This is a genomic window from Streptomyces sp. NPDC050636 (genome assembly GCF_040654775.1).
Classification (GTDB): domain Bacteria; phylum Actinomycetota; class Actinomycetes; order Streptomycetales; family Streptomycetaceae; genus Streptomyces.
Genome location: NZ_JBFAIP010000008.1, coordinates 108349 through 133743, shown reverse-complemented (window position 1 = coordinate 133743; position 25395 = coordinate 108349). Strand labels below are relative to the sequence as shown.

The 25395-nt window shown below is 70.1% G+C and carries 24 protein-coding genes; 11 read left to right on the top strand and 13 right to left on the bottom strand.

The window, feature by feature from the left end:
* Positions 1-196: 196 nt before the first annotated feature.
* From AB0I10_RS11055 to AB0I10_RS11040, 4 genes are all read left to right on the top strand, one after another.
* Complete coding sequence (locus AB0I10_RS11055; RefSeq protein ID WP_363152082.1) at positions 197-916, top strand: DUF4232 domain-containing protein; 720 nt, start codon at positions 197-199, stop codon at positions 914-916.
* Between the two features lie 348 nt (positions 917-1264).
* On the top strand, positions 1265-2290 hold the full coding sequence (locus tag AB0I10_RS11050; RefSeq protein WP_363152081.1) for a hypothetical protein: 1026 nt from the start codon (positions 1265-1267) through the stop codon (positions 2288-2290).
* A gap of 143 nt (positions 2291-2433) precedes the next feature.
* Entirely contained in the window at positions 2434-3327 is an 894-nt protein-coding gene (locus AB0I10_RS11045; RefSeq protein ID WP_363152080.1) for a helix-turn-helix transcriptional regulator, read from the top strand.
* A 144-nt stretch (positions 3328-3471) separates the two neighbouring features.
* The gene (locus tag AB0I10_RS11040; protein WP_363152079.1) at positions 3472-4131 is read left to right on the top strand and encodes a DUF4232 domain-containing protein; all 660 of its coding nucleotides are present in this window, start codon (positions 3472-3474) and stop codon (positions 4129-4131) included.
* A gap of 43 nt (positions 4132-4174) precedes the next feature.
* Here the strand turns inward: AB0I10_RS11040 and AB0I10_RS11035 are convergent, their stop codons facing one another.
* The gene (locus AB0I10_RS11035) at positions 4175-6010 is read right to left on the bottom strand and encodes an NHL domain-containing thioredoxin family protein (RefSeq protein ID WP_363152078.1); all 1836 of its coding nucleotides are present in this window, start codon (positions 6008-6010) and stop codon (positions 4175-4177) included.
* 64 nt (positions 6011-6074) lie between these two features.
* Between AB0I10_RS11035 and AB0I10_RS11030 the strand changes: the two genes are divergently transcribed.
* Positions 6075-6605: an LURP-one-related family protein gene (locus AB0I10_RS11030; protein ID WP_363152077.1), complete on the top strand. Its 531-nt coding sequence runs from the start codon at positions 6075-6077 to the stop codon at positions 6603-6605.
* An 84-nt stretch (positions 6606-6689) separates the two neighbouring features.
* Here AB0I10_RS11030 and AB0I10_RS11025 read toward each other — a convergent pair whose 3' ends face one another.
* On the bottom strand, positions 6690-7478 hold the full coding sequence (locus tag AB0I10_RS11025) for a carbon-nitrogen family hydrolase (protein WP_363152076.1): 789 nt from the start codon (positions 7476-7478) through the stop codon (positions 6690-6692).
* 145 nt (positions 7479-7623) lie between these two features.
* Between AB0I10_RS11025 and AB0I10_RS11020 the strand changes: the two genes are divergently transcribed.
* Positions 7624-8448 carry a maleylpyruvate isomerase family mycothiol-dependent enzyme gene (locus tag AB0I10_RS11020; RefSeq protein ID WP_363152075.1) on the top strand — a complete coding sequence of 275 codons (825 nt, stop codon included), beginning with the start codon at positions 7624-7626 and terminating at the stop codon, positions 8446-8448.
* A 205-nt stretch (positions 8449-8653) separates the two neighbouring features.
* Here AB0I10_RS11020 and AB0I10_RS11015 read toward each other — a convergent pair whose 3' ends face one another.
* The 3 genes from AB0I10_RS11015 to AB0I10_RS11005 form a co-directional block, all read right to left on the bottom strand.
* Positions 8654-9907, bottom strand: coding sequence for an MFS transporter (locus AB0I10_RS11015; protein WP_363152125.1), 1254 nt, complete (start codon positions 9905-9907; stop codon positions 8654-8656).
* 252 nt (positions 9908-10159) lie between these two features.
* Positions 10160-10834: a GntR family transcriptional regulator gene (locus AB0I10_RS11010; protein WP_363152074.1), complete on the bottom strand. Its 675-nt coding sequence runs from the start codon at positions 10832-10834 to the stop codon at positions 10160-10162.
* A 167-nt stretch (positions 10835-11001) separates the two neighbouring features.
* Complete coding sequence (locus AB0I10_RS11005) at positions 11002-11871, bottom strand: GNAT family N-acetyltransferase (RefSeq protein ID WP_363152073.1); 870 nt, start codon at positions 11869-11871, stop codon at positions 11002-11004.
* 214 nt (positions 11872-12085) lie between these two features.
* On the opposite strand from AB0I10_RS11005, the gene AB0I10_RS11000 reads away from it, so the two are divergent.
* Complete coding sequence (locus tag AB0I10_RS11000) at positions 12086-12262, top strand: hypothetical protein (RefSeq protein ID WP_363152072.1); 177 nt, start codon at positions 12086-12088, stop codon at positions 12260-12262.
* On the opposite strand, the gene AB0I10_RS10995 is transcribed toward AB0I10_RS11000, so the two are convergent.
* The 4 genes from AB0I10_RS10995 to pdhA are packed head-to-tail and all read right to left on the bottom strand — an operon-like array spanning position 12249 to position 16146.
* On the bottom strand, positions 12249-12410 hold the full coding sequence (locus AB0I10_RS10995; protein WP_363152071.1) for a hypothetical protein: 162 nt from the start codon (positions 12408-12410) through the stop codon (positions 12249-12251). The genes AB0I10_RS11000 and AB0I10_RS10995 overlap by 14 nt on opposite strands.
* 40 nt (positions 12411-12450) lie before the next feature.
* On the bottom strand, positions 12451-13902 hold the full coding sequence (locus tag AB0I10_RS10990) for a dihydrolipoamide acetyltransferase family protein (protein ID WP_363152069.1): 1452 nt from the start codon (positions 13900-13902) through the stop codon (positions 12451-12453).
* Between the two features lie 22 nt (positions 13903-13924).
* Positions 13925-14908 carry an alpha-ketoacid dehydrogenase subunit beta gene (locus AB0I10_RS10985; protein WP_363152068.1) on the bottom strand — a complete coding sequence of 328 codons (984 nt, stop codon included), beginning with the start codon at positions 14906-14908 and terminating at the stop codon, positions 13925-13927.
* Between the two features lie 2 nt (positions 14909-14910).
* Positions 14911-16146 carry a pyruvate dehydrogenase (acetyl-transferring) E1 component subunit alpha gene (pdhA, locus tag AB0I10_RS10980; protein ID WP_363152067.1) on the bottom strand — a complete coding sequence of 412 codons (1236 nt, stop codon included), beginning with the start codon at positions 16144-16146 and terminating at the stop codon, positions 14911-14913.
* 327 nt (positions 16147-16473) lie between these two features.
* Between pdhA and AB0I10_RS10975 the strand changes: the two genes are divergently transcribed.
* The 3 genes from AB0I10_RS10975 (at position 16474) to AB0I10_RS10965 (ending at position 18839) form a co-directional block, all read left to right on the top strand.
* Positions 16474-17133 carry a response regulator transcription factor gene (locus AB0I10_RS10975; protein WP_363152066.1) on the top strand — a complete coding sequence of 220 codons (660 nt, stop codon included), beginning with the start codon at positions 16474-16476 and terminating at the stop codon, positions 17131-17133.
* Between the two features lie 161 nt (positions 17134-17294).
* Positions 17295-17711, top strand: a complete 417-nt coding sequence (locus AB0I10_RS10970; RefSeq protein ID WP_363152065.1) for a pyridoxamine 5'-phosphate oxidase family protein — start codon at positions 17295-17297, stop codon at positions 17709-17711.
* An 81-nt stretch (positions 17712-17792) separates the two neighbouring features.
* Entirely contained in the window at positions 17793-18839 is a 1047-nt protein-coding gene (locus AB0I10_RS10965; protein ID WP_363152064.1) for a phosphotransferase, read from the top strand.
* A 76-nt stretch (positions 18840-18915) separates the two neighbouring features.
* On the opposite strand, the gene AB0I10_RS10960 is transcribed toward AB0I10_RS10965, so the two are convergent.
* Positions 18916-20481 carry a protein kinase gene (locus AB0I10_RS10960; RefSeq protein ID WP_363152063.1) on the bottom strand — a complete coding sequence of 522 codons (1566 nt, stop codon included), beginning with the start codon at positions 20479-20481 and terminating at the stop codon, positions 18916-18918.
* A 309-nt stretch (positions 20482-20790) separates the two neighbouring features.
* Between AB0I10_RS10960 and AB0I10_RS10955 the strand changes: the two genes are divergently transcribed.
* Complete coding sequence (locus tag AB0I10_RS10955; RefSeq protein WP_363152062.1) at positions 20791-22446, top strand: protein kinase; 1656 nt, start codon at positions 20791-20793, stop codon at positions 22444-22446.
* A gap of 93 nt (positions 22447-22539) precedes the next feature.
* Here the strand turns inward: AB0I10_RS10955 and AB0I10_RS10950 are convergent, their stop codons facing one another.
* The 3 genes from AB0I10_RS10950 to AB0I10_RS10940 all read right to left on the bottom strand — a co-directional run bounded on the left by AB0I10_RS10950 (position 22540) and on the right by AB0I10_RS10940 (position 25336).
* Complete coding sequence (locus tag AB0I10_RS10950) at positions 22540-23100, bottom strand: bacterial proteasome activator family protein (RefSeq protein WP_363152061.1); 561 nt, start codon at positions 23098-23100, stop codon at positions 22540-22542.
* Positions 23101-23380: 280 nt separating this feature from the next.
* Positions 23381-24238 (bottom strand): hypothetical protein, encoded by an 858-nt coding sequence (locus tag AB0I10_RS10945; RefSeq protein ID WP_363152060.1) that lies wholly within the window; start codon positions 24236-24238, stop codon positions 23381-23383.
* Between the two features lie 120 nt (positions 24239-24358).
* The gene (locus AB0I10_RS10940; RefSeq protein ID WP_363152059.1) at positions 24359-25336 is read right to left on the bottom strand and encodes an NAD(P)H-quinone oxidoreductase; all 978 of its coding nucleotides are present in this window, start codon (positions 25334-25336) and stop codon (positions 24359-24361) included.
* Between the last annotated feature and the right edge of the window lie 59 nt (positions 25337-25395).

Sequence of the window (25395 nt, the reverse complement as noted above, 5' to 3'; positions counted from 1 at the left end):
CCGCGGTGCGACGCACCTCGGCGGGCTTTGGCGTGCGACTCCCGCGGGACGTTAGGCGAGCGTTAGTGATACGGCAGCGGCGGGCGGCAACCTTGTGGACAGAACGCAGGACTGCTCAGACCACGGGACTGCTCAGACCACAGGAACGCGCCGTAGGACGTTCCGCAGGACGTACCGCCTACCGGGGAGGCCGGGAATGCCGCGCACCGACACCACCGCCAGCACCGCTCGTACTGCCCGCACCGGCCGGATCGTCCGCCGCCGTACGCTGCGGATCGCCATGGCCGGGCTGACCGCCGTCGCTGCGCTCTCCCTCACCGCGTGCAGCAGCGAGGAGGACGCGCTCAAGACGGCACCGGCCAAGCCGTTCCACCCGACCTCTCAGATGGCGGCCGAGGCGGAGCCTGCGTCGGCCGGCCACATCGGCAACGCCACCGGGACAGACGGCGTCACCAACGGTCACAGCGTCCGGGCGCCCGACACCACCCCGCATCCCGCCTGCGACGCCGCCAAGATCCGTATCGTGGCGAAGCCGCTGACCCGGCCCATCAACCACCTGCTGCTTGAGGCCACCAACACCACCGGTGCCAGCTGCGATCTCTACGGCTACCCGTTCCTGAAGTTCGACGACGCGCAGGCCCCGCTGGCCGACCTCCCAGAGAGCAAGCCGCAGGCCGTGGTGACCCTCGCCCCCGGCGAGTCCGGTTACGCCGCGGTGATGACCTCCGCCGCCGATGGCTCCGGCGACAACGGCCTCAAGATGACTTCGCTGACGGTCAGTCTCCCCGGCCGCGACGGCAGGGGCAGCATCGGCGGCTCGGCGAACGTGGCGCTGCCGGGAGGCTCGGCGTATGTCGATGACAGCGCATGGGTGACGTACTGGCAGCCGAATCCGAGTGACGCCGCCAACTGGTAAGCCACCCGCGGTAGATCACCTACCGGTAACCCCATGAACCAGGGCGCCCGTACCCCCTAGCGGGCGCCCTTTGGCGTGTCCGGACGGCTCCCCATGCGGCGGGCCGTCCCGTCATGTCCCACCGACCGGCGTCCGATGTCCCGCGCTCAGCCCGCTTCTCTTACGTCTTCGCAGGTCACAGCCGTGCGCACGGGCGGGACGTCCCACGGGACAAGAAACCTCGGGCCGGCTGCCGTACCCCGCCACACGATGGTTCCCGTCGCCGCGACCAGACCATCCGGCGACGTTTCACGTGAAACGCCGTCCGGCCGGGCGGCACCAATCAGCCAGCCGTGGAGGGGAATCGGCATGTACGAGCACAGGACCACGCATACGGCAGACACCACAAATCCCACGGAGACCCTGGAGAGCACGGGCGGCGGAGCCCACAGGGGCCGCTCCCCCCTCCGCAGGACCATGCTGCGCAAGGTGCTCCCCGCGGTCGCCGCGGCCGGCATCGGCGTCGCCGGGTTCGCGGGATTCGCCCACGGCGGCGAGGCGTCCGACGCAGCGGCCGGCCGCGGGCATGCGGCGACCAAGACCGCGCTCTCCCGCGACACCGTCTCCGCACTCACCGCCCGCGCCGCGAACACCGGCGCCATACGCAAGGCCGCGGCCGCCGACTTCCCCACCTGGGGCACCCGTTGGGTGGTGCACGCCACCGCGGACATCAACTCGCCCTCCGTGGGAATGATCAACAAGTCCGCCCCCGGGCAGGACCGGATCACCGCGGACTACCAGGTCGACACCGGCCGCAAGGTGTGCGAGGGCAGCGCCTGCTCGACGTACATGGCCCATATCACCGGCCCGGTGACCGGCTTCCTCAGCGTCGTCGCGGTGGACATCCCGGAGGACCGGCTGCCGGGCGTACCGGTCCAGGGCAGCCCGCAGCCCCCGCAGCCCGGCGGCTCCCGGCAGGAGATGCTCAACCGCGCCGCCACCTGGCTCACCGCCAACAACGGTGCCCAGGTCCCGTACAGCCAGGCCAAGGTCTGGAAGGACGGCTACCGCCAGGACTGCTCGGGCTATGTGTCGATGGCGCTCGGTCTGCCGACGCCCGGCACCAACACCGTGGGCCTCGCGACCGACCGCAACATCACCCGTCCCATCTCGCTGGGCGAGCTGACCCCCGGTGACCTGCTCATCGACGCCGCCGGCGACAACAACAACCGCCATGTCGTGATCTTCGAGAAGTGGAACAACGACGCGCACTCCTCGTACACCGCCTTCGAGCAGCGTGGCGGCCACGGGACCGATCACCGGACGCTGACGTACGGACTGCCGGGCGGCGACGCGGAGTTCAAGCCGTACCGTCCCGTGAAGTTCGGCGACTGAGCCCGCCGCACCTCACCAGGAACGTGATCAAGGGCAGAAATTTCATGGACTGATCCGGGTCCGATCCGGATCGTGTAACGAGGGGCACTTCCGCCACAGGGGAGCGGAAGTGCCCCTCGCGCGCGCATGTCCGCTGTGCTGGAATGCGAGACGTGCCTGGCAATCCGAACCACGCCGCAAATGCCCGCCGTAAACCACTGGCTCCTCTCCCCGACGAACTCTCCGGACCCATACGGGATTTCGTCGCCGCGCTGCGCCGTATGCACGGCGAACTGGGCTACAGCCTCAAGGAGTTGGAAGGCAGGCTGCCCGCCAGCCGCTCCTCCCTCTCGCGCTATCTGCGCGGTCAGAGCCTGCCCGACGAACGCCTCCTGGTGCAGTGGTGCAAGCTCTCCTTCACGGGCGAAGACCGGCTGCCCGCCCTCGTCGAGCTGCTGCACCGCGCCAACGAGGCGGCGGACGGGGGAGAGCGCGGTAGCCGGACGGATACGGAGCAGGCCGACGTGGAGCCCGCGCCCTCGGGGGACGCGTCCGAAGTACCGCCCGTCCGGCGTCGGCTGAGGCTGGTGTTCGCCGGGCTCGGCACCGCCGCCGTCCTCGCCGCCGCCGCATTCGCCGTGCCGGCACTGACCGGCTCGGACGGGGACGGATCGACGGGCGGATCGACGAACGGCGGCCAGGCACAGGGCGTGCAGGGCTCGCAGGCCTCCGCGTCGGGCACCGGCACCGCCCGGATCACCGTCAACAATGTCGAAAAGGCCTGTCAGCACAAGCACACCGAGGACTGCGCGCTCGGCCTCGCCCGCGACCCGTTCATGCCCTATCGCCGCTCCAACGTCGCCGGCCATGTCTGGCACGACGATGTGCTGCACGCCGTCTGCCGCGTCGCCAACGGCATCACGGTGACCGATGAGGTGGGCGGGCACAGCAGCATCTGGTTCCGGGTCGACAACGGCCGCGAGCAGGCGTGGGTGCCGGGCATCCGAATCCGGCCGGAACAGCTGGAGAACACCTCGCTACCCAGCTGCCCGGACTGATCTTGACCGAGTTCACCCCTGCTGACCTGCGACGATTCTCGGTCTATGAACCCACCCTGGCGTATCGGGCGGCAATCGATATCGTGGCCGTGCCATGACAGACACGCTTCGCTGATCGCAGTGATCTCACTGGGGGAACCACCCATGACCGCAAGCCGCTCCCGCCGCCGCTCTGCCGCGTACGCCGCGCTGGCCCTAGCACTGTGCGGCTCGCTCGCGCTGACGGGCTGCAACAGCAAATCCAAGAAGTCGAAGAAGACCTCGTCGTCGTCATCGTCCAAGAGCAAGAAGCACAAGATCATCGGTGGCGGCGGGGCAGCGGCGGGGGCGGGCGCGGGCGCCGCGTCCCGTAGGACGACCACCTGCCTCCCCAGCACGTACAAGGTCCGGTTCTCGCAGATCGCGAACCCGAAGGACCACGTGATCGTGAAGTTCGCCAACAGCTCCAGCCGCCCCTGCAGGCTCTACGACGGACCGCTGCTGCGCTTCAACAACGCCGCGAAGCCCTTGCCTCTGGTGAAGGGCGATCAGACGCTGGGAACCAGCATCACCGTTCCCCCCAAGGGCTCGGCGTACGCGGTCATCCCGACCACCACCGCCGCCACCAAGGGGACCAAAAAGAAGACCGTGAGGGTCACCTTCATGGGCGGGGTGGACGACAGTGACACCTCGCCCAACATGTCGGCCGACATCGAGTTCGGGACAGGCCAGGGCCACAACAGCCTGCCGATCTCCGTCGGCAACTCCAAGGTCACCAACTGGAACTTCAGCATCCACGGCGCCAATCTGGAGGCCGGGCTGTAGCCGACCTCATCCGGCGCACCGCCCGGCCGCAGGCCCGGCTCGGCTACCCGGCGTCCAGCCCCGCCAGCACGAGTCCGAGCCGGGCCACCCCGCCGTCGACGATCTGCACCGGAACGCCCCAGTCCTGCTGGTGCACATGGCACGCTGGGTAGTACTCGATTCCCCCCGCGGCGGAGCCGCTGTCCGGCCCAGCGTCGTCGCAGGACGCGGCCATCGCCGAGACATGCAGCACGCCCTCGGTCACACCGTCCGCGAGCACCAGGTCCCGCGCGAGATCGCTGCCCGCGCCCGCGCCGTCCGCAAGCAACTCCGGCGGTGTCGCGCTGACCAGCAGCCGCGTGGACGGGCCGTAGCGGGTGTCGAGCTTCTGGCCCGCCGGGGCCTGGAAGACCACGTCGAGACGGAGCGTGCCGGGGCCGACCTCGGTGGCCGCGCGCTGGGTGCGGTGCGCCACCGACTCGACGCGTACCGCCTCCTCGGGGAGCCGCAGCCGGGTCAGCCGGTGCCGGGCCGACTCCACCACCACGATGTCGTCGTCGACGAGCACCGCGGCTGACGGCTCCCGCAGATCCGTCGCCAGCGTCGTCACCTCGCCGTTCGCCGGGTCGAAGCGGCGCAGCGCATGGTTGTACGTGTCCGAGATGGCGACCGAGCCATCGGGCAGCGCCGTCACACCCAGCGGGTGCTGCAGCAGCGCCTGACTGGCGGCGCCGTCGCGGTGCCCGAAGTCGAACAGGCCGGTGCCGACGGCTGTCCGGACGGCATATCCGTCGCCGCCCTCATCGGGCTCCACCCACCGCACCGCGCTGGTCTCCGAGTCGGCGACCCACAGCCGGTCGCCGGCCGCCGCGAGCCCCGAGGGCTGCGCGAACCACGCCTCGGCGGCCGGGCCGTCCACCAGCCCCTCGTTGGTCGTGCCGGCCGCGACCCCGACCGTGCCGGTGGCCGGGTCGTACGTCCACAGCTGGTGCACCCCGGCCATCGCGATCCACAGCTGGTCCCGCCACCACGCGATGTCCCACGGTGAGGAGAGGTCCACCTCGCGGGCCGGACCCGAGGTCGGCGAACCCTGCCACCACTGCTTGCCGGTGCCGGCCACCGTCTCCAAGGCGCCGGTCTCCGGGTCGAAGACGCGGATCGCATGGTTGACGGTGTCCGCGACGGCGACCTTGCCCCCGGGGAGCAGCGCCAGGCCCTGCGGCTCGTTGAAGGAGTCCGGGGTGAGCCCGCGCTCACCGCTGCCGATCCGGCGCAGCACCTGCTCGCCGTCCGCCGCCAGCTCCACGAGCTGATGCCGGGTGGTGTCCGAGACGAGGAACGTGCCTCCCGGCAGCCGCAGCGCCTTGCCGGGGAAGCGCAGGTCGGTGGCGACCGGCTCGGGCGGCACGTACGGGCCGTCGCCACGCCGCAGCGTGCCCTTCGCCGCGTGCTCGGCCTCCAGCTCCTCGACGAGCTTCTCGATGGCGTGCGCATGGCCCTCGCCGGCGTGCTGGGCGACGACATACCCCTCGGGGTCGATCACCACGAGCGTCGGCCAGGCCCGCACCGCGTACTGCTTCCAGGTGCCGAGCTCCGGATCGTCCAGCACCGGGTGCTCGACGCCGTACCGCTCGACGGCGTCCACGACCGCCTGGTGCTCAGCCTCGTGGACGAACTTCGGCGAGTGCACCCCGATGATCACGACGGTGTCGCGGTGCCGCTCCTCCAGCTCCCGCAGCTCGTCCAGGACATGCAGACAATTCACACAGCAAAAGGTCCAAAAATCGAGGACGACAATGCGTCCTCGCAGGTCAGAGAGGGTCAGATCCTTATTGCCGGTGTTCAGCCAGCCACCCTTGCCGATCAGCTCGGGGGCCCGGACGCGCGCACGTGAAGCCATGTGGACATTCAACGTCACTCCGGTGCGTGCGCATTCCGCAGGGACCCCGGGGAACACCTGACGCATGCTGCAATCCCCCGGGGGACGCCCCCCGCACCCCGGAAAATACCTGGTCCGCGACCGGATCTTCGGCATCGGCGACGACTACTGGATCGACGACGAGCACGGGCGGCACGCCTTCCTCGTGGACGGGAAGGCGCTGCGGCTGCGGGAGACCTTCGAGCTGAAGGATCCCGAGCGGCGGGTACTGGTCACCATCCGCAAGAAGATGCTCAGCCTGCGCGACACGATGACCATCGAGCGGGACGGCGAGCCGCTGGCCACCATCAGGCGCAAGCGGCTGTCACTGCTGCGCAACCACTACCGCGTCGAGCTGGCGGACGGCACCGAGCTGGACGTCAGCGGCAGGATCCTGGAGCGGGAGTTCGCGATCGAGTACGAGGGCGAACTGCTCGCGGAGATCTCGCGGCGCTGGCTGAGCGTGCGCGACACCTACGCGGTCAACGTCGTTCGGGAGGACACGGACCCGGCGCTGCTGATCGCCGTCGCGGTGTGCGTGATCCGGCTGGCGGAGCGGGAGCGCGGGGAGGACTGAGGGCCTGAGGGCCGCCGCCGTCGGCAAGAAGCCGCCGGACGACGCCGGCCGGGCTCACCGCGCGCTCCACATACGGTTTGCGCGTCAGGGGCGGTCGAGGCCCAGGACGCGGTCGCGGAGGACGGGGAAGTCGGCGCGGGTCTTGCCGACCTTGGCCGGATCGAGGTCCACGGTCAGCACCTCTTCGTCCGGCCCGGCCTCGGCGAGCACCTCGCCCCAGGGGTCGACGACGACGCTGTGGCCTGCCTGTTCGACGTCGGCGTGGGTACCCGCGGTGCCGCAGGCCAGCACATACGTCTGGTTCTCCACGGCGCGGGCACGGGCCAGCAGCGACCAGTGCGCACGGCGGCGGGCCGGCCAGCCGGCGGGCACGACCAGCATCTGGGCACCATCCGCCACCAACTGCCGGAAAAGTTCGGGGAAGCGGAGGTCATAGCAGGTGGCCAGGCCCAGCGTGGTTTCCGGCAGGCCGACCGTGACCACGCGGTCACCGGCGCCCAGCAGCACGGCCTCGCCCTGATCGAAGCCGAAGCGATGGATCTTGCGATAGGACGCGACGAGTTGGCCGTCGGGGGAGAAGACCAGCGAGGTGTTGTAGAGGATGCCGTCCGGGGCCCGCTCGACGATCGATCCGGCGTGCAGCCAGACCCCGGCGTCCCGCGCGGCCGCCGCCATCGCCTCATGCGTCGGACCGGTCAGCGGCTCCGCCTCGGTGGCGAAGAGATCAGCGGCGAAAGCACCCACCGGCCACAGCTCGGGAAGCACGACGAGGTCGCTGCCCGCCTGCGCGCGGACGAGCGAAGCCGCCCGCGCTCGCCGGGAATTGACCGATTCCGCCGGGTCCACACCAATCTGGATCAATGAGGCGCGCACAGTACCACCGCCTAAGCTTTCGAACCGGGCCGTCAGTCAAACATCCGCCTACGATGGTCCCCCGAAAGCACTGCCGGGGTGCCCGTGCGCAGCGTAACTTAACTGCACAGACAGCAGCCCGCGTACGAACCGTCCGAGGGGTCCCGTGACCGTCCATCCCAGCCTTCAGTCCTCCATCGATGCCTGGACGCACTCCATAGAAGCGATAGCCGAGCTGGTGACGCCGCTCGTCGAAGGCGAGTGGAGCAGGGCGACGGACCTTCCAGGGTGGTCCGTGCGCGATGTCATCTCGCACATCATCGGCCTGGAATGCGAGATGCTCGGCGACCCACGTCCGATCCATACGCTGCCGCGCGACCTCTACCACGTGCGCACCGAGTCCGCCCGCCGCATGGAGGTGCAGGTGGACGTCCGTCGGCACCACACCGCGCCGGAGATGCTCGGCGAGCTCGAATACACCGTCATCCGCCGCTCCCGGCAGCTGCGTAACGAATCCCGCCAGCCGGACGCCGTGGTGCGCAGTCCGCTCGACGAGGACCGGACGCTGGAGTTCGTACTCCAGCAGCGGGCGTTCGATGTCTGGGTACATGAGCAGGACCTGCGCCGGGCACTCGGCAAGCCCGGCAATCTCGACTCCCCCGGCGCGCACGTGACGCGCGATCTGCTGCTGAAGGTGCTGCCCGGCGTCGTCGCCAAGCGGGCGCAGGCGCCCGCCGATTCCGTGGTGGTCTTCGATGTCAGCGGCCCCGTGGAGTTCATGCGCACGGTCCGGGTGGACGCCGAGGGCAATGGCACCATCAACGGCAGTGTGTCGCTCGGCCCGACCGTGACACTGGCCCTGGACTGGGACACCTTTGTGCGGCTGGCGTGCGGCCGGGTCCGCCCGGCGGCCGTCGCCGACCAGGTCAAGATCGATGGCGACCACGAGCTGGCCGAGACGATCCTGGACCACTTCGCGGTCACGCCGTAGCGAGAACCCGAGGGTGGGGGCCACGAGTGGCCCGGCCGGCAGCGCGAGGTGGGCTGTTTCACGTGAAACGACGCCGCCGCCGATACCTCGGCCAACTCATCGCCGGATTCCGCGCCTTGGAGCGCCACCAGATGGCGCTCCTGGGCGCTCGGGGCCCCGCCAAGATGCTCCTGAACAGGCTTGGCCGATCCATCGCCCCGAGCCGTCACACAGGGACGTGAACGGCCTCGACCCGGCTCACGACCAGCCGCTCCCGCTCGCGTCGCACCGCGCGACGGCGCAGCCGCAGAATCTGCGAGACGCCGATCGCCTCCAGCACGAAGACCGAGGCGAAGGCGATCCGGTAGTTGTCGCCGGTGGCGTCCAGCAGCACGCCGACGGCGAGCAGGGTCGTCATCGACGCGGTGAAGCCGCCCATGTTGACGATGCCGGAGGCGGTGCCCTGACGCTCCGGCGGGTTCGCCGGGCGGGCGAAGTCGAAGCCGATCATCGAGGCAGGGCCGCACGCACCCAGCACCGCACAGAGTGCGATCAGCAGCCCCATGGGCGCGTGATCGGCCGGCCAGGACAGGGTGAGCGCCCACATCAGGGCGGTGGCCGCGACGGTGCCGAGCGCCAGCGGCGTACGGGCCGCGTGGTGACGGGCGATGACCTGGCCGTAGACCAGGCCGATGGCCATGTTGGAGAGCACCACGAGGGTGAGCAGTTCACCGGCCGTGCCACGGGACAGGCCCTGCGCCTCGACGAGGAACGGCAGGCCCCACAGCAGCAGGAAGACCATCGCGGGGAACTGGGTGGTGAAGTGCACCCACATCCCCAACCGGGTACCGGGCTCGCGCCACGCGTCCGCGATCTGGCGGCGGATGAACGCGGCGCCGGTGTGCTCGACGGGCGCGGGCGGCGGTTCGAAGCCCTTGGGGTGGTCCTTGAGGAAGGCCAGCAGCAGGGCAAGAACGACGATGCCGCCGGCCGCGCTGGCGGCGAAGGTCGGGGTCCAGCCGAAGGTGTGCAGCAGCCGGGCGAGGACGAGGGTGGAGATCAGGTTGCCCGCCATCCCGACGAGCGCGGCGATCTGGGCGATCATCGGGCCGCGGCGGGCCGGAAACCACCGGGAGCCCAGCCGCAGCACGCTGATGAACGTCAGCGCGTCACCGCAGCCGAGCAGCGCGCGGGAGCCGAGCGCCATGGCGTACGACTCGGAGAGCGCAAAGCCGAACTGGCCGAGGGTGTAGAGCACGACCCCGAGAGTCAGCACCTTCTTGGCACCGAACCGGTCGACCAGGAGGCCCACGGGTATCTGCATGCCCGCGTACACGAGCAGTTGCAGGATCGAAAAGGTGGACAGCGCCGAGGCGTTGATGTGGAACCGCTCGGCGGCGTCCAGGCCGGCCACGCCCAGGCTCGTGCGGTAGGTGATCGCGACGAAGTAGACCGCGACGCCGATACCCCAGACGGCCATGGCCTTCCGGCCGCCGGGCGGATCCGAGGACAGCAGCCGGGCGGACCCACCCGCTATTCCTCCGCTCCCGCTCATGCCGACAGCTCGCTTCGCGAGGCCCCGCATTCGCGAGGCGCGCACCCCTCAATGACTCGCTCGCTACGCTCGCTCATGCCGACACCTCGCTTCGCGAGGCCCCGCATTCGCGAGGCGCGCACCCCTCAATAACTCTCCCCCAGTCTCCGACCGGGGGGACCCCCACGCCACGCTCGCTCATCGCACGTCCCCCTGGGCGAGGTTGCGGACCCAGCTGACGTGCCGGTGCACGGCCTCGGTCGCCGCGTCCGCGTCACCGGCCCGCAGCGCCTGAAGGATCTCCCCGTGCTCGGCGATGTTCTTGGCGATCCGGTCGGGGTGCGCATGCATGACGGCGACGCCCATGCGCAGCTGCCGGTCGCGCAGCTGCTCGTAGAGCCGGTCCAGGATCTGGTTGCCGGCGCTGCGGACGATGGCGGCGTGGAAAGCCCGGTCGGTGACGGAGACGGCGGCCAGGTCGCCGGACGCGGCCTGTTCCCGCATCGTCTCCAGCAGCCCGCTCAGCTCGCCGATCAGCGCATCGCCCGCGGGCACCGCCTTGGCCGCCGCGTGCTTCTCCACCAGCAGCCGGGTCTCGACGACATCGGTGATCTCCTGCGCGGAGACCGGCAGCACCAGCGCGCCCTTCTTCGGGTAGAGCTTGATCAGCCCCTCGACCTCCAGCCGCAGCAGCGCCTCCCGCACCGGCGTCCGCGAGACACCCACGGCCTCCGCCAGCTCCCCCTCGGTGAGCAGCATCCCGCCCTCGTAGCGACGGTCCAGGACGGCGTCCTTGATATGCGCATAAACCCGCTCGGCGGCGGGGGGCTGCTTGGCGGAGGCGGTGTGCGTGGGAGCGGGGGCGGGCGACATGTGCACAGCATAGATACAACAGGTATGCGTCCGCCCGACCGTTCCGCGATGCGGACAATCATCGGGGAGTTTGTCCTGGTAGAGGCTCTTTTATGGCCCGACCGACCGGTTTTACGGCGGCTCGCCCCTCCGCTGCGGGCGAGCCCGGCCGCCGCACCGGACACACCTCAGGCCGGCATCCGCCCCTGCGCGATCAGCCGGTCCACGACCTGCCAGTGCGCGGGGGCACACCGCTCGCGCGCCTCCTGGCGGTCGAACCAGGCGTACTCGGCGATCTCCCGACCCGGGGCCGGTGCGATGTCCTGGGGCCCGCCCGTGAAGCAGGTCATATGCAGCCGACGGCCGCCCTTGCCGTGCGCAACGTCATGGATGACGAACGCCTCCGACAGCTTCCCCGCGGGCAGTACCAGGCCGAGCTCCTCGGAGAGCTCGCGCGACAGCGCCTCGCGCGCGGTCTCCCCGGGCTCGTACTTGCCGCCCGGCAGATAGAACGTGTCGTTGCCCCGTGTCCGTACGCTCAGCAGCCGCCCCTCGCGCAGATGCAGCCAGCCCACCGACTTCAGCGGCGCACCGCGCTGCAGGGCCAGCAGCGGATGGCCGGTCTCCTCGTCCACCCGGCGCCCCCGCTCGGTGAAGCCGAGGTGCGCGTAGAAGCGGCGGGCGCGCGCGTTGCCCTCGAAGACCTCCAGCGTCAGCGCACCGTGCAGCTCCGCCGCATGCTCCAGCAACTGCCGCCCGGTGCCGCCCCCTTGGGCCTCGGGTGCCACAAACAGCCCACCGATCTCGACCCCGCCCTCGGCCTGCCCCGGCAGCAGACCGAGCAGCCCGATGACGGTGCCGTCGCGCTCGGCGACCCAGTTCTCGGCCTGGACGAGATACACCTCGCGGAGGGTGCGCGCCCGTTCGCACTCGCCCTCCCCGTCGATGAACGGGTGCGCCTGCTTCGAGGCCCGGGACCACAGATCCGTCACGGTGTCGGCGTCGGCCGCCCGATAGCGCCGGATGGTCGTGCCACCGCAGATGATCATGTCGCTCATGGCGCCGACGGTAAACAGCGGGGCCGACGGGGGCAAACCCTTTCCGTACCCCGCCTCAGAGGGACCGGGCGCAGATCGCATCTGTCGAAAGGGGGACGACGCATCAGACTCAAGTCTGACGAGAGTCCGTACCTGACGCGTACGGATCGCCCCGGATCTCATGGGTGAATGGAGGCAGGGGCCGGGAGGCTCCACCATTCAAGGGGAGTTGACCATGCAGCCCAGGACGAACGCCGGCCGGCGCACCCGGAACGCCGTCGTGGTGGCACTGATCGTCGCCGCCGTGTGGGCGGGCGCCACGCTGTCCCGCGGTGCCGCGCACGCCGACCAGTCCGGCCCGAACGGGCCGGTGGGGCACTTCAGCCGCGCCGTGGAGCTCATCCGGGGCTGATGCCCTCCGGCGGAACGTTGACCGGGGCGATCACCACGAAGCGGATGCCGGGCCGACTGATCGGCAGCAGGACATGGCTGGTCAGCTCGACCACCGACCGGCCGTGCCACGGCAGTCGCAGGCAGAGGGCAACGAGGCGTCGTTTCACGTGAAACGACGCCTCGTACCGATCAGCCCCGTATCCCGGATCAACCCCAGGTGATCAGCCGCTTCGGCCGCTCCAGAATCGCCGCGATATCCGCGAGGAGCTTGGAGCCCAGTTCGCCGTCGATCAGCCGGTGATCGAAGGACAGCGCCAGCGTGGTGACCTGCCGCGCCTTGACCTTGCCCTTGTGGACCCACGGCTGGAGCTTGACCGCGCCGAAGGCGAGGATCGCCGACTCCCCCGGGTTGAGGATCGGGGTGCCGGTGTCGACACCGAAGACGCCGACATTGGTGATGGTGACCGTACCGCCGGACATCGCCGCCGGTGAGGTCTTGCCCTCGCGGGCGGTGGACACCAGCTCGCCCAGTTCCGCGGCGAGTTGGGGGAGCGTCTTGACGCCCGCGTCCTTGATGTTCGGGACGATCAGCCCGCGCGGGGTGGCCGCCGCGATCCCGAGGTTCACGTAGTCCTTGTAGACGATCTCCTGATTCGCCTCGTCCCAGGCCGCGTTGACCTCCGGGTGGCGCTTGATGGCGACCAGGAAGGCCTTGGCGACCAGCAGGAGCGGGTTGACGCGCAGGCCGGCCATGTCCGGGTCCTGCTTCAGCTCCTGGACGAGCTTCATCGTGCGGGTCACATCGACGGTGATGAACTCCGTGACATGCGGCGCGGTGAAGGCGCTGCTGACCATCGCCTGCGCGGTGGCCTTCCGTACGCCCTTGACCGGCACCCGGCGCTCGCGGGCAGCGGCGTCGAAGGTGCCGGCAGCGGGCACCTCGACCGGGACGGCCGCCTCGACGACCGGCGCGGCAACCGACGGCGCCGGAGCCGGTGCGGCGGCCGCGTGCACGTCCTCGCGGGTGATGATGCCGTCCGGCCCGGTCGGCGCGACCGCCGCCAGGTCGATCCCGAGGTCCTTGGCGAGCTTGCGCACCGGCGGCTTGGCCAGCGGCCGCACACCGGACGGGGTGGCCACCGGCGCCGGAGCCACCGGAGCAGCGACGGTATGCCCGTTGAGCTCCGCCTGCAGCCCGCCGTTCACCGGCTCCGGCTGCGCCGGCACCCCGGGCTGCGGCTTGCGCGCACGGCGCTTGGTCGAGGACGGGGCAGCGCCGTAGCCGACGAGCACGGCCTGCCGGCCCTGCGGCTCCGCGTCCTCCTCGGCGGGCCCGGTCTCGGCCTTCGGCGCGGATGCGGGCTGCTCCTGGACCGGCCCCGCACCGGGGTCGGTGTCCACCGAGATGATCACGGTGCCGACGTCGACGGTCTCGCCCTCGCCGAAGTTCACCTCGTGCACCACACCGTCGTAGGGAATGGGCAGTTCGACGGCGGCCTTGGCCGTCTCGACCTCACACACGACCTGGCCGTCGGTGACGGTGTCGCCCGGCTGGACGTACCACTTGAGGATCTCGCCCTCGGTGAGCCCCTCGCCCACGTCGGGCATCTTGAACTCGCGGAAACGCTGCGTCTGGGCGCCGGCGGTACTTGCAGTCATGGTCACGACTCTCCTCTAACCCTCAGTACGCCAGCGCGCGGTCGACGGCGTCGAGCACCCGGTCCAGTCCCGGAAGGTACTCGTCTTCCAGACGGGACGGCGGATACGGGGCGTGGAAGCCGCCGACCCGCAGGACCGGAGCCTCCAGGTGGTAGAAGCATCGTTCCGTGATGCGGGCGGCGATCTCCGCACCGCTGCCGAAGAAGACCGGGGCCTCGTGGACCACGACCAGGCGGCCGGTCTTCTGGACCGAGGACTGGATCGTGTCGAAGTCGATGGGCGAGATCGAGCGCAGGTCCAGCACCTCGACCGACTTGCCCTCCTCCGCCGCGACCTTCGCGACGTCCGTACAGACCTTCACCATCGGCCCGTAGGCGGCGAGTGTGAGATCCGTACCGGCCTGCGTGACCCGGGCCTTGTGCAGCGGATCCGGGATCGCCTCGGTGTCCAGGCGCGACTTGTCGTGGTAGCGGCGCTTGGGCTCGAAGTAGATGACCGGGTCGTTGCCCGCGATGGCCTGCTGGAGCATCCAGTAGGCGTCCGAGGCATTCGAGGGCGAGACGATCTTGAGGCCCGCGACATGCGCGAACAGCGCCTCGGGGGACTCGGAGTGGTGCTCGACCGCGCCGATGCCGCCCGCGTACGGGATGCGGATGACGACCGGCACCTTGACCTTGCCCAGCGCCCGCGCGTGCATCTTCGCGAGCTGGGTGACGATCTGGTCGTAGGCGGGGAAGACGAAGCCGTCGAACTGGATCTCGGCGACCGGGCGGTAGCCGCGCAGGGCCAGGCCGATCGCGGTGCCGATGATGCCGGACTCGGCGAGCGGGGTGTCGATCACCCGGTCCTCGCCGAAGTCCTTCTGGAGGCCGTCGGTGACGCGGAAGACGCCGCCGAGCTTGCCGACGTCCTCGCCCATGACCAGGACCTTGGGGTCGGCCTCCATGGAGGTCCGCAGCGACTCGTTGATCGCCTTGGCGATGGTGATCTTCTCGAAGACGGCCATGGTCAGTTCCCCTCCGCGACGGCATCGGCGTCGGCGAACGACGCCTGGTACGCGGCGAACTGCGCGCGCTCCTCATCGACGAGCGCGTGCCCGTCGGCATAGATGTTCTCGAAGATCGCCATGGTGTCCGGGTCGGGCATCGCCCGTACGACGTCACGGACGCGCTTGCCCAGGGCCTCGCTCTCCTCGTCGATCGAGGCGAGATACGCGTCGTCGACGATGCCCTCGGCCTCCAGATACGTCCGCAGCCGCTGGATCGGGTCCTTCGCCTCCCAGGCCAGCCGCTCCTCGTCGGCCCGGTACTTCGTCGGGTCGTCGGAGGTGGTGTGCGCGCCCATGCGGTAGGTGAACGCCTCGATGAGCATCGGGCCCTGGCCCGTGCGCGCCCGCTCCAGCGCCGCCTTGGTCACCGCCAGGCAGGCGAGGACGTCATTGCCGTCGACCCGTACGCCGGGGAAGCCGTAGCCGCGGGCGCGCTGGTAGAGGGGGACGCGGGTCTGCCGCTCGGTGGGCTCGGAGATCGCCCACTGGTTGTTCTGGCAGAAGAAGACGACCGGGGCGTTGTAGACCGCGGAGAAGGTGAAGGATTCGGCGACATCGCCCTGGCTGGAGGCGCCGTCACCGAAATACGCGATGACCGCGGAATCCGCGCCGTCCTTCTGCACTCCCATCGCATAGCCGGTCGCGTGCAGCGTCTGCGAACCGATGACGATGGTGTAGAGGTGGAAGTTGTTGCTGTTCGGGTCCCAGCCGCCGTGGTTGACCCCGCGGAACATGCCCAGCAGGTTCGCCGGGTCGACGCCGCGGCACCAGGCCACACCGTGCTCCCGGTAGGTCGGGAAGACGTAGTCGTCGTCGCGCAGTGCGCGGCCCGAGCCGATCTGAGCGGCCTCCTGGCCCAGCAGCGATGCCCACAGGCCCAGTTCGCCCTGACGCTGGAGAGTGGTCGCCTCGGCGTCGAATTTCCGCGTCAGCACCATGTCGCGGTAGAGACCGCGCAGCTCTTCGGGGGAAAGGTCGATCGCGTAGTCCGGGTGCTCGACCCGCTTCCCTTCCGGGGTCAGCAGTTGTACGAGCTGGTCCTGCTCCGCCTGGTCCGTCGGGCCGTTGGTGCCGGCCTTCGACGATGAGACCTTCTTGGCAGTGCCGGCCGTGTTGGCCTGCGATGCCTTCTTGGCGGTGGTGCGCTTGCTGCCGGCGCGGGTGGTTTTCCGCTGGGCAGTGCCTTCCACGGTCACGTGCTGCTCCTCCGTCTGTCCGGCCCCCGGGGTCCGCCGGTGGCCGTATTGCGGCTCACCCGGTATCCGATACGGCGCACGGGGTGTGTGCGAACGGGCCGGATCCGGGTGGAACAAAGCGCCCCGGACAGTGGCCTGCTCATTGCACGTTACCCATTGTCAAAGCCTAAGTGGAAACGGCGCTGACCTGCGATTTTGCTTGGATTTCCAAGTAAATCGCGAGGGCTGGGAACAACTCCTGGTCACAGCGTTGCAGGCCGCCGGGACAACGGCACGTTATATCGGTGACCCGGAGCACGGGAAGACTTCGTGTGTGAGACTGGGCCCGTGCCCGAAGATGGAAAAATCACGGTATTCCTGCTCGATGACCACGAAGTCGTCCGGCGCGGCGTCCACGAAATGCTGTCGGTCGAAGAGGACATCGAGGTCATCGGCGAGGCCGGAACCGCCGCGGACGCCCTGGTCAGAATCCCCGCGACCCGCCCCGACGTGGCGGTACTCGACGTCCGGCTGCCGGACGGCAGCGGCGTCGAGGTATGCCGTGAGATCCGCTCCCAGAACGCGGACATCAATTGCCTGATGCTCACCTCGTTCGCGGATGACGAGGCGCTTTTCGACGCGATCATGGCAGGCGCGGCCGGCTATGTCCTCAAGGCCATTCGCGGCGGTGAGCTGCTGTCCGCGGTACGCGATGTGGCGGCCGGAAAATCGCTGCTCGACCCGGTGGCCACCGCCCGCGTCCTGCAACGGCTGCGCGACGGCAACACCGCGAACGGCGACGAACGGCTCGCCAACCTCACCGAGCAGGAACGCAGGATCCTCGATCTGATCGGCGAAGGACTGACCAACCGCGCCATTGGCGAACGGCTGCACCTTGCCGAAAAGACGATCAAGAATTACGTCTCCAGCCTGCTCTCGAAGCTCGGCATGGAACGCCGCTCCCAGGCCGCCGCGTATGTCGCGCGAATGCAGGCGGAAAAGCGCTGAGCGGACACTGACCGGCCATTGAACAGGCACTGACCAGGCCTTTAGCGCCAGAGTCGGCCCCAGTGCCAGCGAAATGACGTGCCGCATTCGGGACCAACGTCCCGCCTTCTCGGGGCCCCGGCCCCTACTTTCGGCCGACCCCGACCAGCAGTCTGAGGACCATGCCCTCGGACGAATTCCGCGCCATCGAGCTGCTGAGCCGCACCCCCTACGGGCGGGTGTCGGCAAGCCGCCGGGCGCTGCCCTTCACCACCGTCACCCGGCATCTCGTCCTGGACGGAGGCCTGACCCTGCGGCTGCACCGCGGCTACGGCTACCACCAGGCGCTGGACGGCAGCGTCGTCGCGTACGAGGCGGACAACGTCAACACCGGCGCGAGCGACACCTGGTCGGTGCAGTTCACCGGCACCGCCCGGGTCGCCACCCCCGCCCCCGCCGAGCGCGCGCTCTTCGGCCGCACTCCCCGGCTGGCCGACGGAGTACCCTTCGAGCCGGTCTTCCTCCGAATCGCGCCCGAGTTCGTGACCCTGCATCACCTCACGGACGTGCCGGTTTTCCGGTACGCGGAGTCCGCGTGACACCGCCCCCGAACGACCACGCTGCGTGAGGCTCTGCGCGACACCTACTCCGCCTGGCGCGGTTGATCTAACATCTGGCGCGTGCTGCGCTCATCTGTAGCCCGGACGGCGGCGACGCCCGACAGGCACGCTCTCGGATCCCTGCTGCGCCGCTATGACGGCGCCGGGGAACCACTGTCGTGCGAACCGGTCGCCGAGGGCCTGCTCAACCACGGATATTTCCTCGCCACCACCCGCGGCCGCTACTTCCTCAAGCACCATCTCGACGGCGACCGCACCGCCATCACCCGCCAGCACCGCGCCACCCTCCGGCTCGCCGCTCTCGGCCTGCCGGTCGCCCCGCCGGTCGCCGGCCCGGACGGCCGCACCGTCACCGTCCTGGACGGCCGCTGCTACGCGCTGCACCCGTGGGTCGAGGGCCGGCACCTCGGCGGCGCCGCACTGACCCGCGGCCAGTCCCGCCGGCTAGGCGCCCTTCTCGGCCTGGTGCACACCGCCCTGGAGCAGGTCATGGCGGATGCCCCGTACCCGCCGAAGCCGCCGTACGCAGACGCCGCCGCCGATCCCGCACGGACCTTCGAGATGATCGACGAGCTGCTGGCGCTGGCCCGCGGCGCCCGCCCCCGCACCAGCTTCGACGAGCTCGCCGAGCACCGGCTGCTGGAGCGCAGGAGCCTGCTGGAACGGCAGGCCCACCGGCGCCCGGCGGCCGGCGCCGAGCCCGCCGCAGGCTGGGTGCACGGCGATTTCCACCCGCTGAACGTGCTCTACCGGGGCGCGGAGCCGGCCGCGATCGTCGACTGGGACCGGCTGGGCGTCCAGCCGCGCGCCGAGGAGGCGGTACGCGCCGCCGCGATCTTCTTCGTACGCCCCTGCGGCACCCTCGACCTGGCCAAGGTGGCGGCGTACGCGGGCGCCTACCGCAGCGCCTGCGGGGCCGGCGCCGACGAGCTGGCGGCGGCCGTGCACCGGGTGTGGTGGGAGCGGCTGAACGACTTCTGGATGCTCACCTGGCGCTACCGCCTGGGCGACCGGCGCACCGATCCGCAGTTCCCGGCGGCGGCCGCCCTGGCGGTGTGGTGGACGCGCGAGTACGCGGCGGTGCGGGACGCGTTCGCGGGCTGCTGACCGAGGTAAACGGAACGGCGGGCCGGGCCCAGGGATTCCTGGTGCCCGGCCCGCCGTCCGAGAATCGGCGTCCGGATCAGCCGGTCGTGCCTTCGGTCGTGCCGGTGTCCTGGCCACTGGTGGCCCCGCCGTCGGTGCCCTCGATGGAACCGCCGATGCTGCTGTCGGTGGGATCCGTGGTCGTGGGCGGCTCGGACGTCGGCGGCTCCGAGGTCGGCGGCTCGGACGTCGGCGGCTCCGAGGTCGGCGGCTCGGACGTCTCCGGCGTGCTGGGCTCCTCGGTCGGCTGCTCGGTGTACGTGGTGCCGCCGTCCGTAGTGCCCGGCTGGGTCTCCGGCGTGGTCGGCTCCTCCGTCGGCGGCTCGGTGGTCTTGTCTTCCTTCGACGGCGACGGAGACTGTGTCGTGGGCGTCTCCTGCTTCTTTTCCGACCCCTTGGTGTTCTGCATCGCGACCGCCACACCCATCGCGATGGCGATCACCGCGAGCGCGGCGATCAGCCAGACCTTGCCGCGGCCGCTCTTGGAGCGCCGCGGCCCGCCGTCGAAGCCGCCGTCGTCCGCCCGCATACCGGGCGGCAGGATCGGGCTCGCCTTGGTGCTCCCCGAGTCCGGGTGCGGCAGCGCGGTGGTGGCGGAAGTACCCATCGCCGGGGTGTTGCCGCCCTCGTGCACGGCGACCGGCCCGGTGTTCCAGGTGCCCGTGTGGCCGCCCAGCTCGTTCAGCATCTGCAGCGAGTACTGGACCAGGCCGCGCATCTCCTCCGCGGTCTGGAAACGGTCGTCGGGGTCCTTGGCCAGCGACCGCATGACCAGGCCGTCCAGCTCCGGCGGCACCGCCTCGGCGACCTCGGACGGCGCCACCGGCATGTCCTGAACATGCTGGTAGACGACCGAAAGCGGAGTCTCACCGGTGAACGGCGGCCGCAGCGCCAGCAGTTCGTACAGCAGACAGCCGGTGGCGTAGAGGTCGGAGCGGGTGTCGACGGTCTTGCCGAGCGCCTGCTCCGGGGAGAGGTACTGAGGGGTGCCCATGACCATGCCGGTCTGGGTCATCGTGGACTGCGCGCCGTGCAGGGCACGGGCGATGCCGAAGTCCATGACCTTGACCGCGCCGCTGTGCGTGATGATCACGTTCGCCGGCTTGATGTCACGGTGCACGATGCCGTGCTGGTGGCTGTACGCCAGCGCCTCCAGCACACCGGAGACGATGATCAGCGCCTGGTCCGGCGGCGGAGCGTCGGCGTTGAGCAGCAGATCACGGATGGTGTGGCCCTCGACCAGCTCCATCACGATGTACGGCACGGTGTTGCCGCCGACGAAGTCCTCGCCGGAGTCGTAGACCGCCACCACCGCGTGGTGGTTCAGGCCGGCCACGGACTGTGCCTCACGCGTGAAGCGGGCCTTGGACACCGGGTCCTCGGCAAGGTCGGAGCGCAGCAGCTTCACGGCGACGGTGCGGCCCAGGCGTACGTCCTCGGCGGCGAACACCTCCGCCATACCGCCCCGGCCGAGCCGGCGCGTGAGCCGGTAGCGGCCATCGCCGACAAGCCCGCCGTTGCCCCACATCTCCGGTGAATCGGGGATATTGGAGCCGGTGGCCTCAGGGTCGGACGGGCCCTGTGGGCTCTGCGTCGGTGCCATCGGTCCTCGCCGTCGAATCGATCCGCGTGTAAGCGGTAAGGTCTCGGTCTTCGCTAGAGCACGCTACAGGTTCCGCGGCACCCGCCGGTCCGTCGTGGACCGGTCATCAAACCTTCCAGATACCAAGTGTGGCAAGTTCACCAGGGGTAATCGAAGCCACAAAACGTCTCACTGCCGTGACCGGATCTTGCACATCTGGTCACGGAACGGGCACACGGCTTGACGTGTCCGTGCCCTGGGGCAGACTTGGCTGCGGAATTCCAGATTTTGATCGACGTACGGGCAGTGTGCCTAGGGGGAAGCGGAACCATGAGCCAGGACGGCGCTCAAGGCCAATACGAGGGCCGTTCGGTCGGCGGAGGACGTTACCAGCTTCGTGATCTTCTCGGCGCCGGCGGAATGGCGTCCGTGCACCTCGCGTACGACAGCGTGCTTGATCGCGAGGTTGCGATCAAGACACTGCACACCGAACTCGGCCGCGAGCCGGCGTTCCGCGAGCGGTTCCGCCGCGAGGCGCAGTCCGTGGCGAAGCTCACGCACACCAATATCGTCTCGGTCTTCGACTCCGGTGAGGACGAGCTCGACGGCGGCATGGTGCCGTACATCATCATGGAGTACGTCTCCGGGAAGCCGCTGCGCTCGGAGCTCGACGCCGACATCGCCCAGCATGGCGCGATGCCGACGGAAAAGGCGCTGAAGATCACCGCCGATGTGCTCGCCGCCCTGGAGGCGAGCCATGAGATGGGCCTGGTCCACCGGGACATCAAGCCGGGCAACGTCATGATGACCAAGCGCAATGTCGTCAAGGTCATGGACTTCGGCATCGCCCGCGCCATGCAGTCCGGCGTGACGTCCATGACGCAGACCGGCATGGTCGTCGGCACCCCGCAGTACCTGTCGCCCGAGCAGGCGCTCGGGCGCGGTGTGGACGCCCGCTCCGACCTCTACTCCGTCGGCATCATGCTCTTCGAGCTGCTGACCGGCCAGCTGCCGTTCGACGCGGACTCCCCGCTCGCCATCGCGTACGCCCATGTCCAGGAGGAGCCGCCGGTTCCGTCGAGCATCAACCGCTCGGTGCCGCCGGCCGTGGACGCTCTGGTGGCCCGCGCGCTGAAGAAGAACCCCAACGAACGGTTCCCGACCGCCGAGGCGATGCAGGACGAATGTCTGCGCATCGCCGGGTCCGCGCAGTCGGGGGCGACGCCGCTGATCATCGGCGAGGGACCGAAGGCGCGCACCAGCGGCTCGTCGGTCTCCTCCGCGGTGTTCCCGACGGCGAGCGGCAATCCGCACACCCCGGCGCCGCCGAACGTGCAGCAGCCGTACCAGCCGACGCAGGCGGTCGGCTTTGGACCCTCGACGCCCCCGCCGGTGAACAACGCCTACCCGACGCCGGCGCCCGCCCCGACGCCCACGCCGTTCAACGCCGGCGGTTTCCCGACCCCCGCGCCGTACACCCCGCCGCCCGTGGCGCCCTCGATGCCGTCGACCGGCGGCCCCGCACCCCGCAAGAACAACACCCCGGTGATCGTCGTCTCGGCGATCGTCGGCGTGGTCGTGGTCACCGCGATAGCCATCGGCATCGGCCTGAGCGCCGGTGGCGGCGAGGAACCGGACCCGGACCCGACGTCGAGCTATTCCTACTCCTACTCGTCCTCGCCGTCGGCCACCCAGAGCGTCATGCCTGAGGACAAGACGAAGACGGTCGCGTTGAGCGACTGCACCAATCCGAGCTCCCCCGCCAGCGAACCGAGCAAGATCTACTTCCCGTTCCTCACCTACAAGAACCTGGACTCCGTGAAGGCGTGCCTCGACGCCGCGCACTGGAAGTACAAGGTCACGGAAGTGAACCGTGGGTACACGGCCAAGAACACGGTCATCGAGACGACGCCGGGGGGCTTCGCCCGATGGGACCCGAAGAGCGGCGAGACGATCCAGCTGACCATCTCGACAGGGCACTACTAACCCGGGAACACGCATGAAGGAAGGGCCGGCACGCGCTGCGTGCCGGCCCCGTCTGCTTTTACTGCGGGTCGCCGAGTGGAACGGGCCCGGGTCCTAGAGGTACGGGCCCGAGCGGGCGCCGCCATGGCCGAGGTGATCTTCGTCGCCATCCGCCGGGGCGCCGGGCGGCAGCGCACGGCGCATCGACTCCAGCTGGGCGCGGGCCGCCATCTGCTGGGCGAACAGCGCGGTCTGGATGCCGTGGAAGAGGCCCTCCAGCCAGCCCACCAACTGGGCCTGGGCGATGCGCAGTTCCGCCTCCGTCGGCACCGATTCGTCGGTGAACGGGAGGGAGAGCCGCTCCAGCTCCTCCACCAGTTCGGGCGCCAGCCCGTCCTCCAGCTCCTTGACCGAGCTGGAGTGGATCTCCTTAAGCCGGACCCGGCTCGCCTCGTCCAGAGGAGCGGCCTTCACCTCTTCCAGCAGCTGCTTGATCATGCTGCCGATGCGCATGACCTTCGCAGGCTGTTCGACCATGTCCGTCACCGGAATCTCGCGGGACTGCTCACCGTCGTCCCCGCCACCGGAGCCGGCGCTGCCGAGCGCCATGCCGTCCGGGCCGACAACCAGGACGTGCGGGTTCTCCTGCGACCGTTCGTTCATCGGCATATCCATGCCGCCATTCTCTCGTACCGGCGCTCAAGAACAGTGGTGCCCCTGGGACAAGGTGATCCACCTTTCGGGGGGCGGTGATTCCGGGGCGCGGGGGCGATTCGAGACAGGGGCGGGTGGCCCGTATCGGGCGGCGTGCCCGGCGCCGCGTCGGGGGAGGCGTCTCTATGGGCCGTTCCGTGCCTCCGCTTCGGGGTTCGCCGCTTCGCGGCCCGGTTTCACGTGAAACCACGTCTCCGTTTCACGTGAAACCGCATCGTCGTTTCACGTGAAACGACGGGAGTCAGCGGCGGCGGAGCCGGAGGCCGAAGAAGGCGAGGCCGAGGCCGGTGAAAGCGAGGCCGGCGCCCAGTGGGAGGACTCTTTCGACGCGGGAGACCGGGGCTTCCATGGCGTACGGGCTCGCTGTGGTGGCCGGTTCGTTGTCCGTGGTCCCCAGCGCGGAGCCGGGCTGCTGCGCGGGCGTGCTGGGCGACTGCAGCGGGGGCAGGGGCTCGTAGGGGCGCTGGGCCGACCCGCCCGCGAGATCCCGGCGCTCCTCAGGGGACGGCTGCGCCGGGGGCGCGGCCTCGTCGGAGACCGGAGGCGAGGGGGCGGACGAGCTCGGCGGGATCTCCGCGCCGTCCATGTCGGGCACGCCCGTCAGGTCCGGGGAGTCCGGGAAGTCGGTGGAGGGGGCGCCTGACGCCGGAGCAGAGGCCGATGAGGAGGGCGCGGTGGCGTCCGGTCCGGAGTGATCCCGCGGATGCCGGGGCTGCCGGTGGGCGGGCGGATCACCCGGGACGTGTGGCGGCCGGTACGAGAACCCCTCACGGTTCTCCGGCAGGCTGGGCATGTGGTCCGGCCGCTCCGCGAGAACGTCGGAGCCCGGGCGCTGTGGCGTGTGCGCCATCGAATCCGGGCGGCCGGGGTGTCCGCGGCCCGCGCCCGCGAGGCTGCCGGCCAGCCGGGGGTCCGCCGCATAGGTATCGGGCGGCACATGCGGGCGGGAACCCTGCGGGCGGACGAGGTCCGGGGGGCGGTCGACCGGTGTCGCCCACTCGGCCGAAGCGGTCGCAGCGGTGGCTGCCAGTGGGACGGGCAGGACGGCGGCGGCCACCAGCAGGCCGGTGGTGATGCGCGAACGGAATCGTGGAGCCAAAGCCGTTGCCCCTCCCGTGCCGAGCCGTCGAGTGACGTGCCCAGATTCACATGTCGCCAGATTCAGGGCATCTCGGACATGGCGGTCGGGTTACATGCCGGTGGGCGGGAGGGGCAGGGCTCAGACCGTCAGCACGACCTTGCCGACGTGCACGCTCGCGTCCACCACGCGATGCGCCTCTGCGGCGTCCGCCATCGGGAGCGTACGGTCCACGATCGGCCGGACCTGGCCGTTGCCGATCAGCGGCCAGACATGTTCCCGTACGGCCGCGACAATGGCCGCCTTCTCGTTCAGCGGGCGGGCACGCAGGCTGGTGGCAGTGATCGCGGCGCGCTTGTTCAGCAGGGCGGCGAGGTTGAGTTCCGCCTTCACCCCACCCTGCATCCCGATGATCGCGAGCCGCCCGCTGACCGCCAGCGCCTTGACGTTCCGCTGAAGGTACTTCGCGCCGATGATGTCGAGGATGACGTCCGCGCCCTTGCCGTCGGTGGCCTTGCGGATCTCCTGGACGAAGTCCTGCTCGCGGTAGTCGATGAGGATGTCCGCGCCCAACTCCGCGCATCGGGCCAGCTTCTCGGGACCGCCCGCGGTAACCGCGACCCGGGCACCGACCGCCTTGGCAAGCTGGATCGCCATCGTGCCGATGCCGCTGGAGCCGCCGTGCACCAGCAGCGTCTCGCCGGGCCGCAGGTGCGCGATCATGAAGACGTTCGACCAGACCGTGCAGGCGACTTCGGGGAGCGCGGCGGCCGATACGAGGTCGAGACCGGTCGGCAGCGGCAGCACCTGCCCGGCCGGGACGGCGACCTTCTCCGCGTAACCGCCGCCCGCCAGCAGCGCGCACACCTCGTCGCCGACGGCCCAGCCGTGCACGCCGGGGCCCAGCGCGACGATCCTGCCGGAGCACTCCAGTCCGGGGTACGGGGAGGAGCCGGGCGGCGGGTCGTAGAACCCCTGGCGCTGGAGCAGGTCGGCGCGGTTCACGGCGCTGGCCGCGACCTCGATCAGGACCTCGCCCTCGGCGGGCTGCGGATCGGGTACGTCCGCCCAGACAAGTGCTTCGGGGCCGCCGGGCTCGGGGATAGTGATCGCTCGCATGAGCGCGAGGCTACTCGCCGCCCGCGCGCAAGGCGACGGGGCGGGCCCGATGGCTGTGT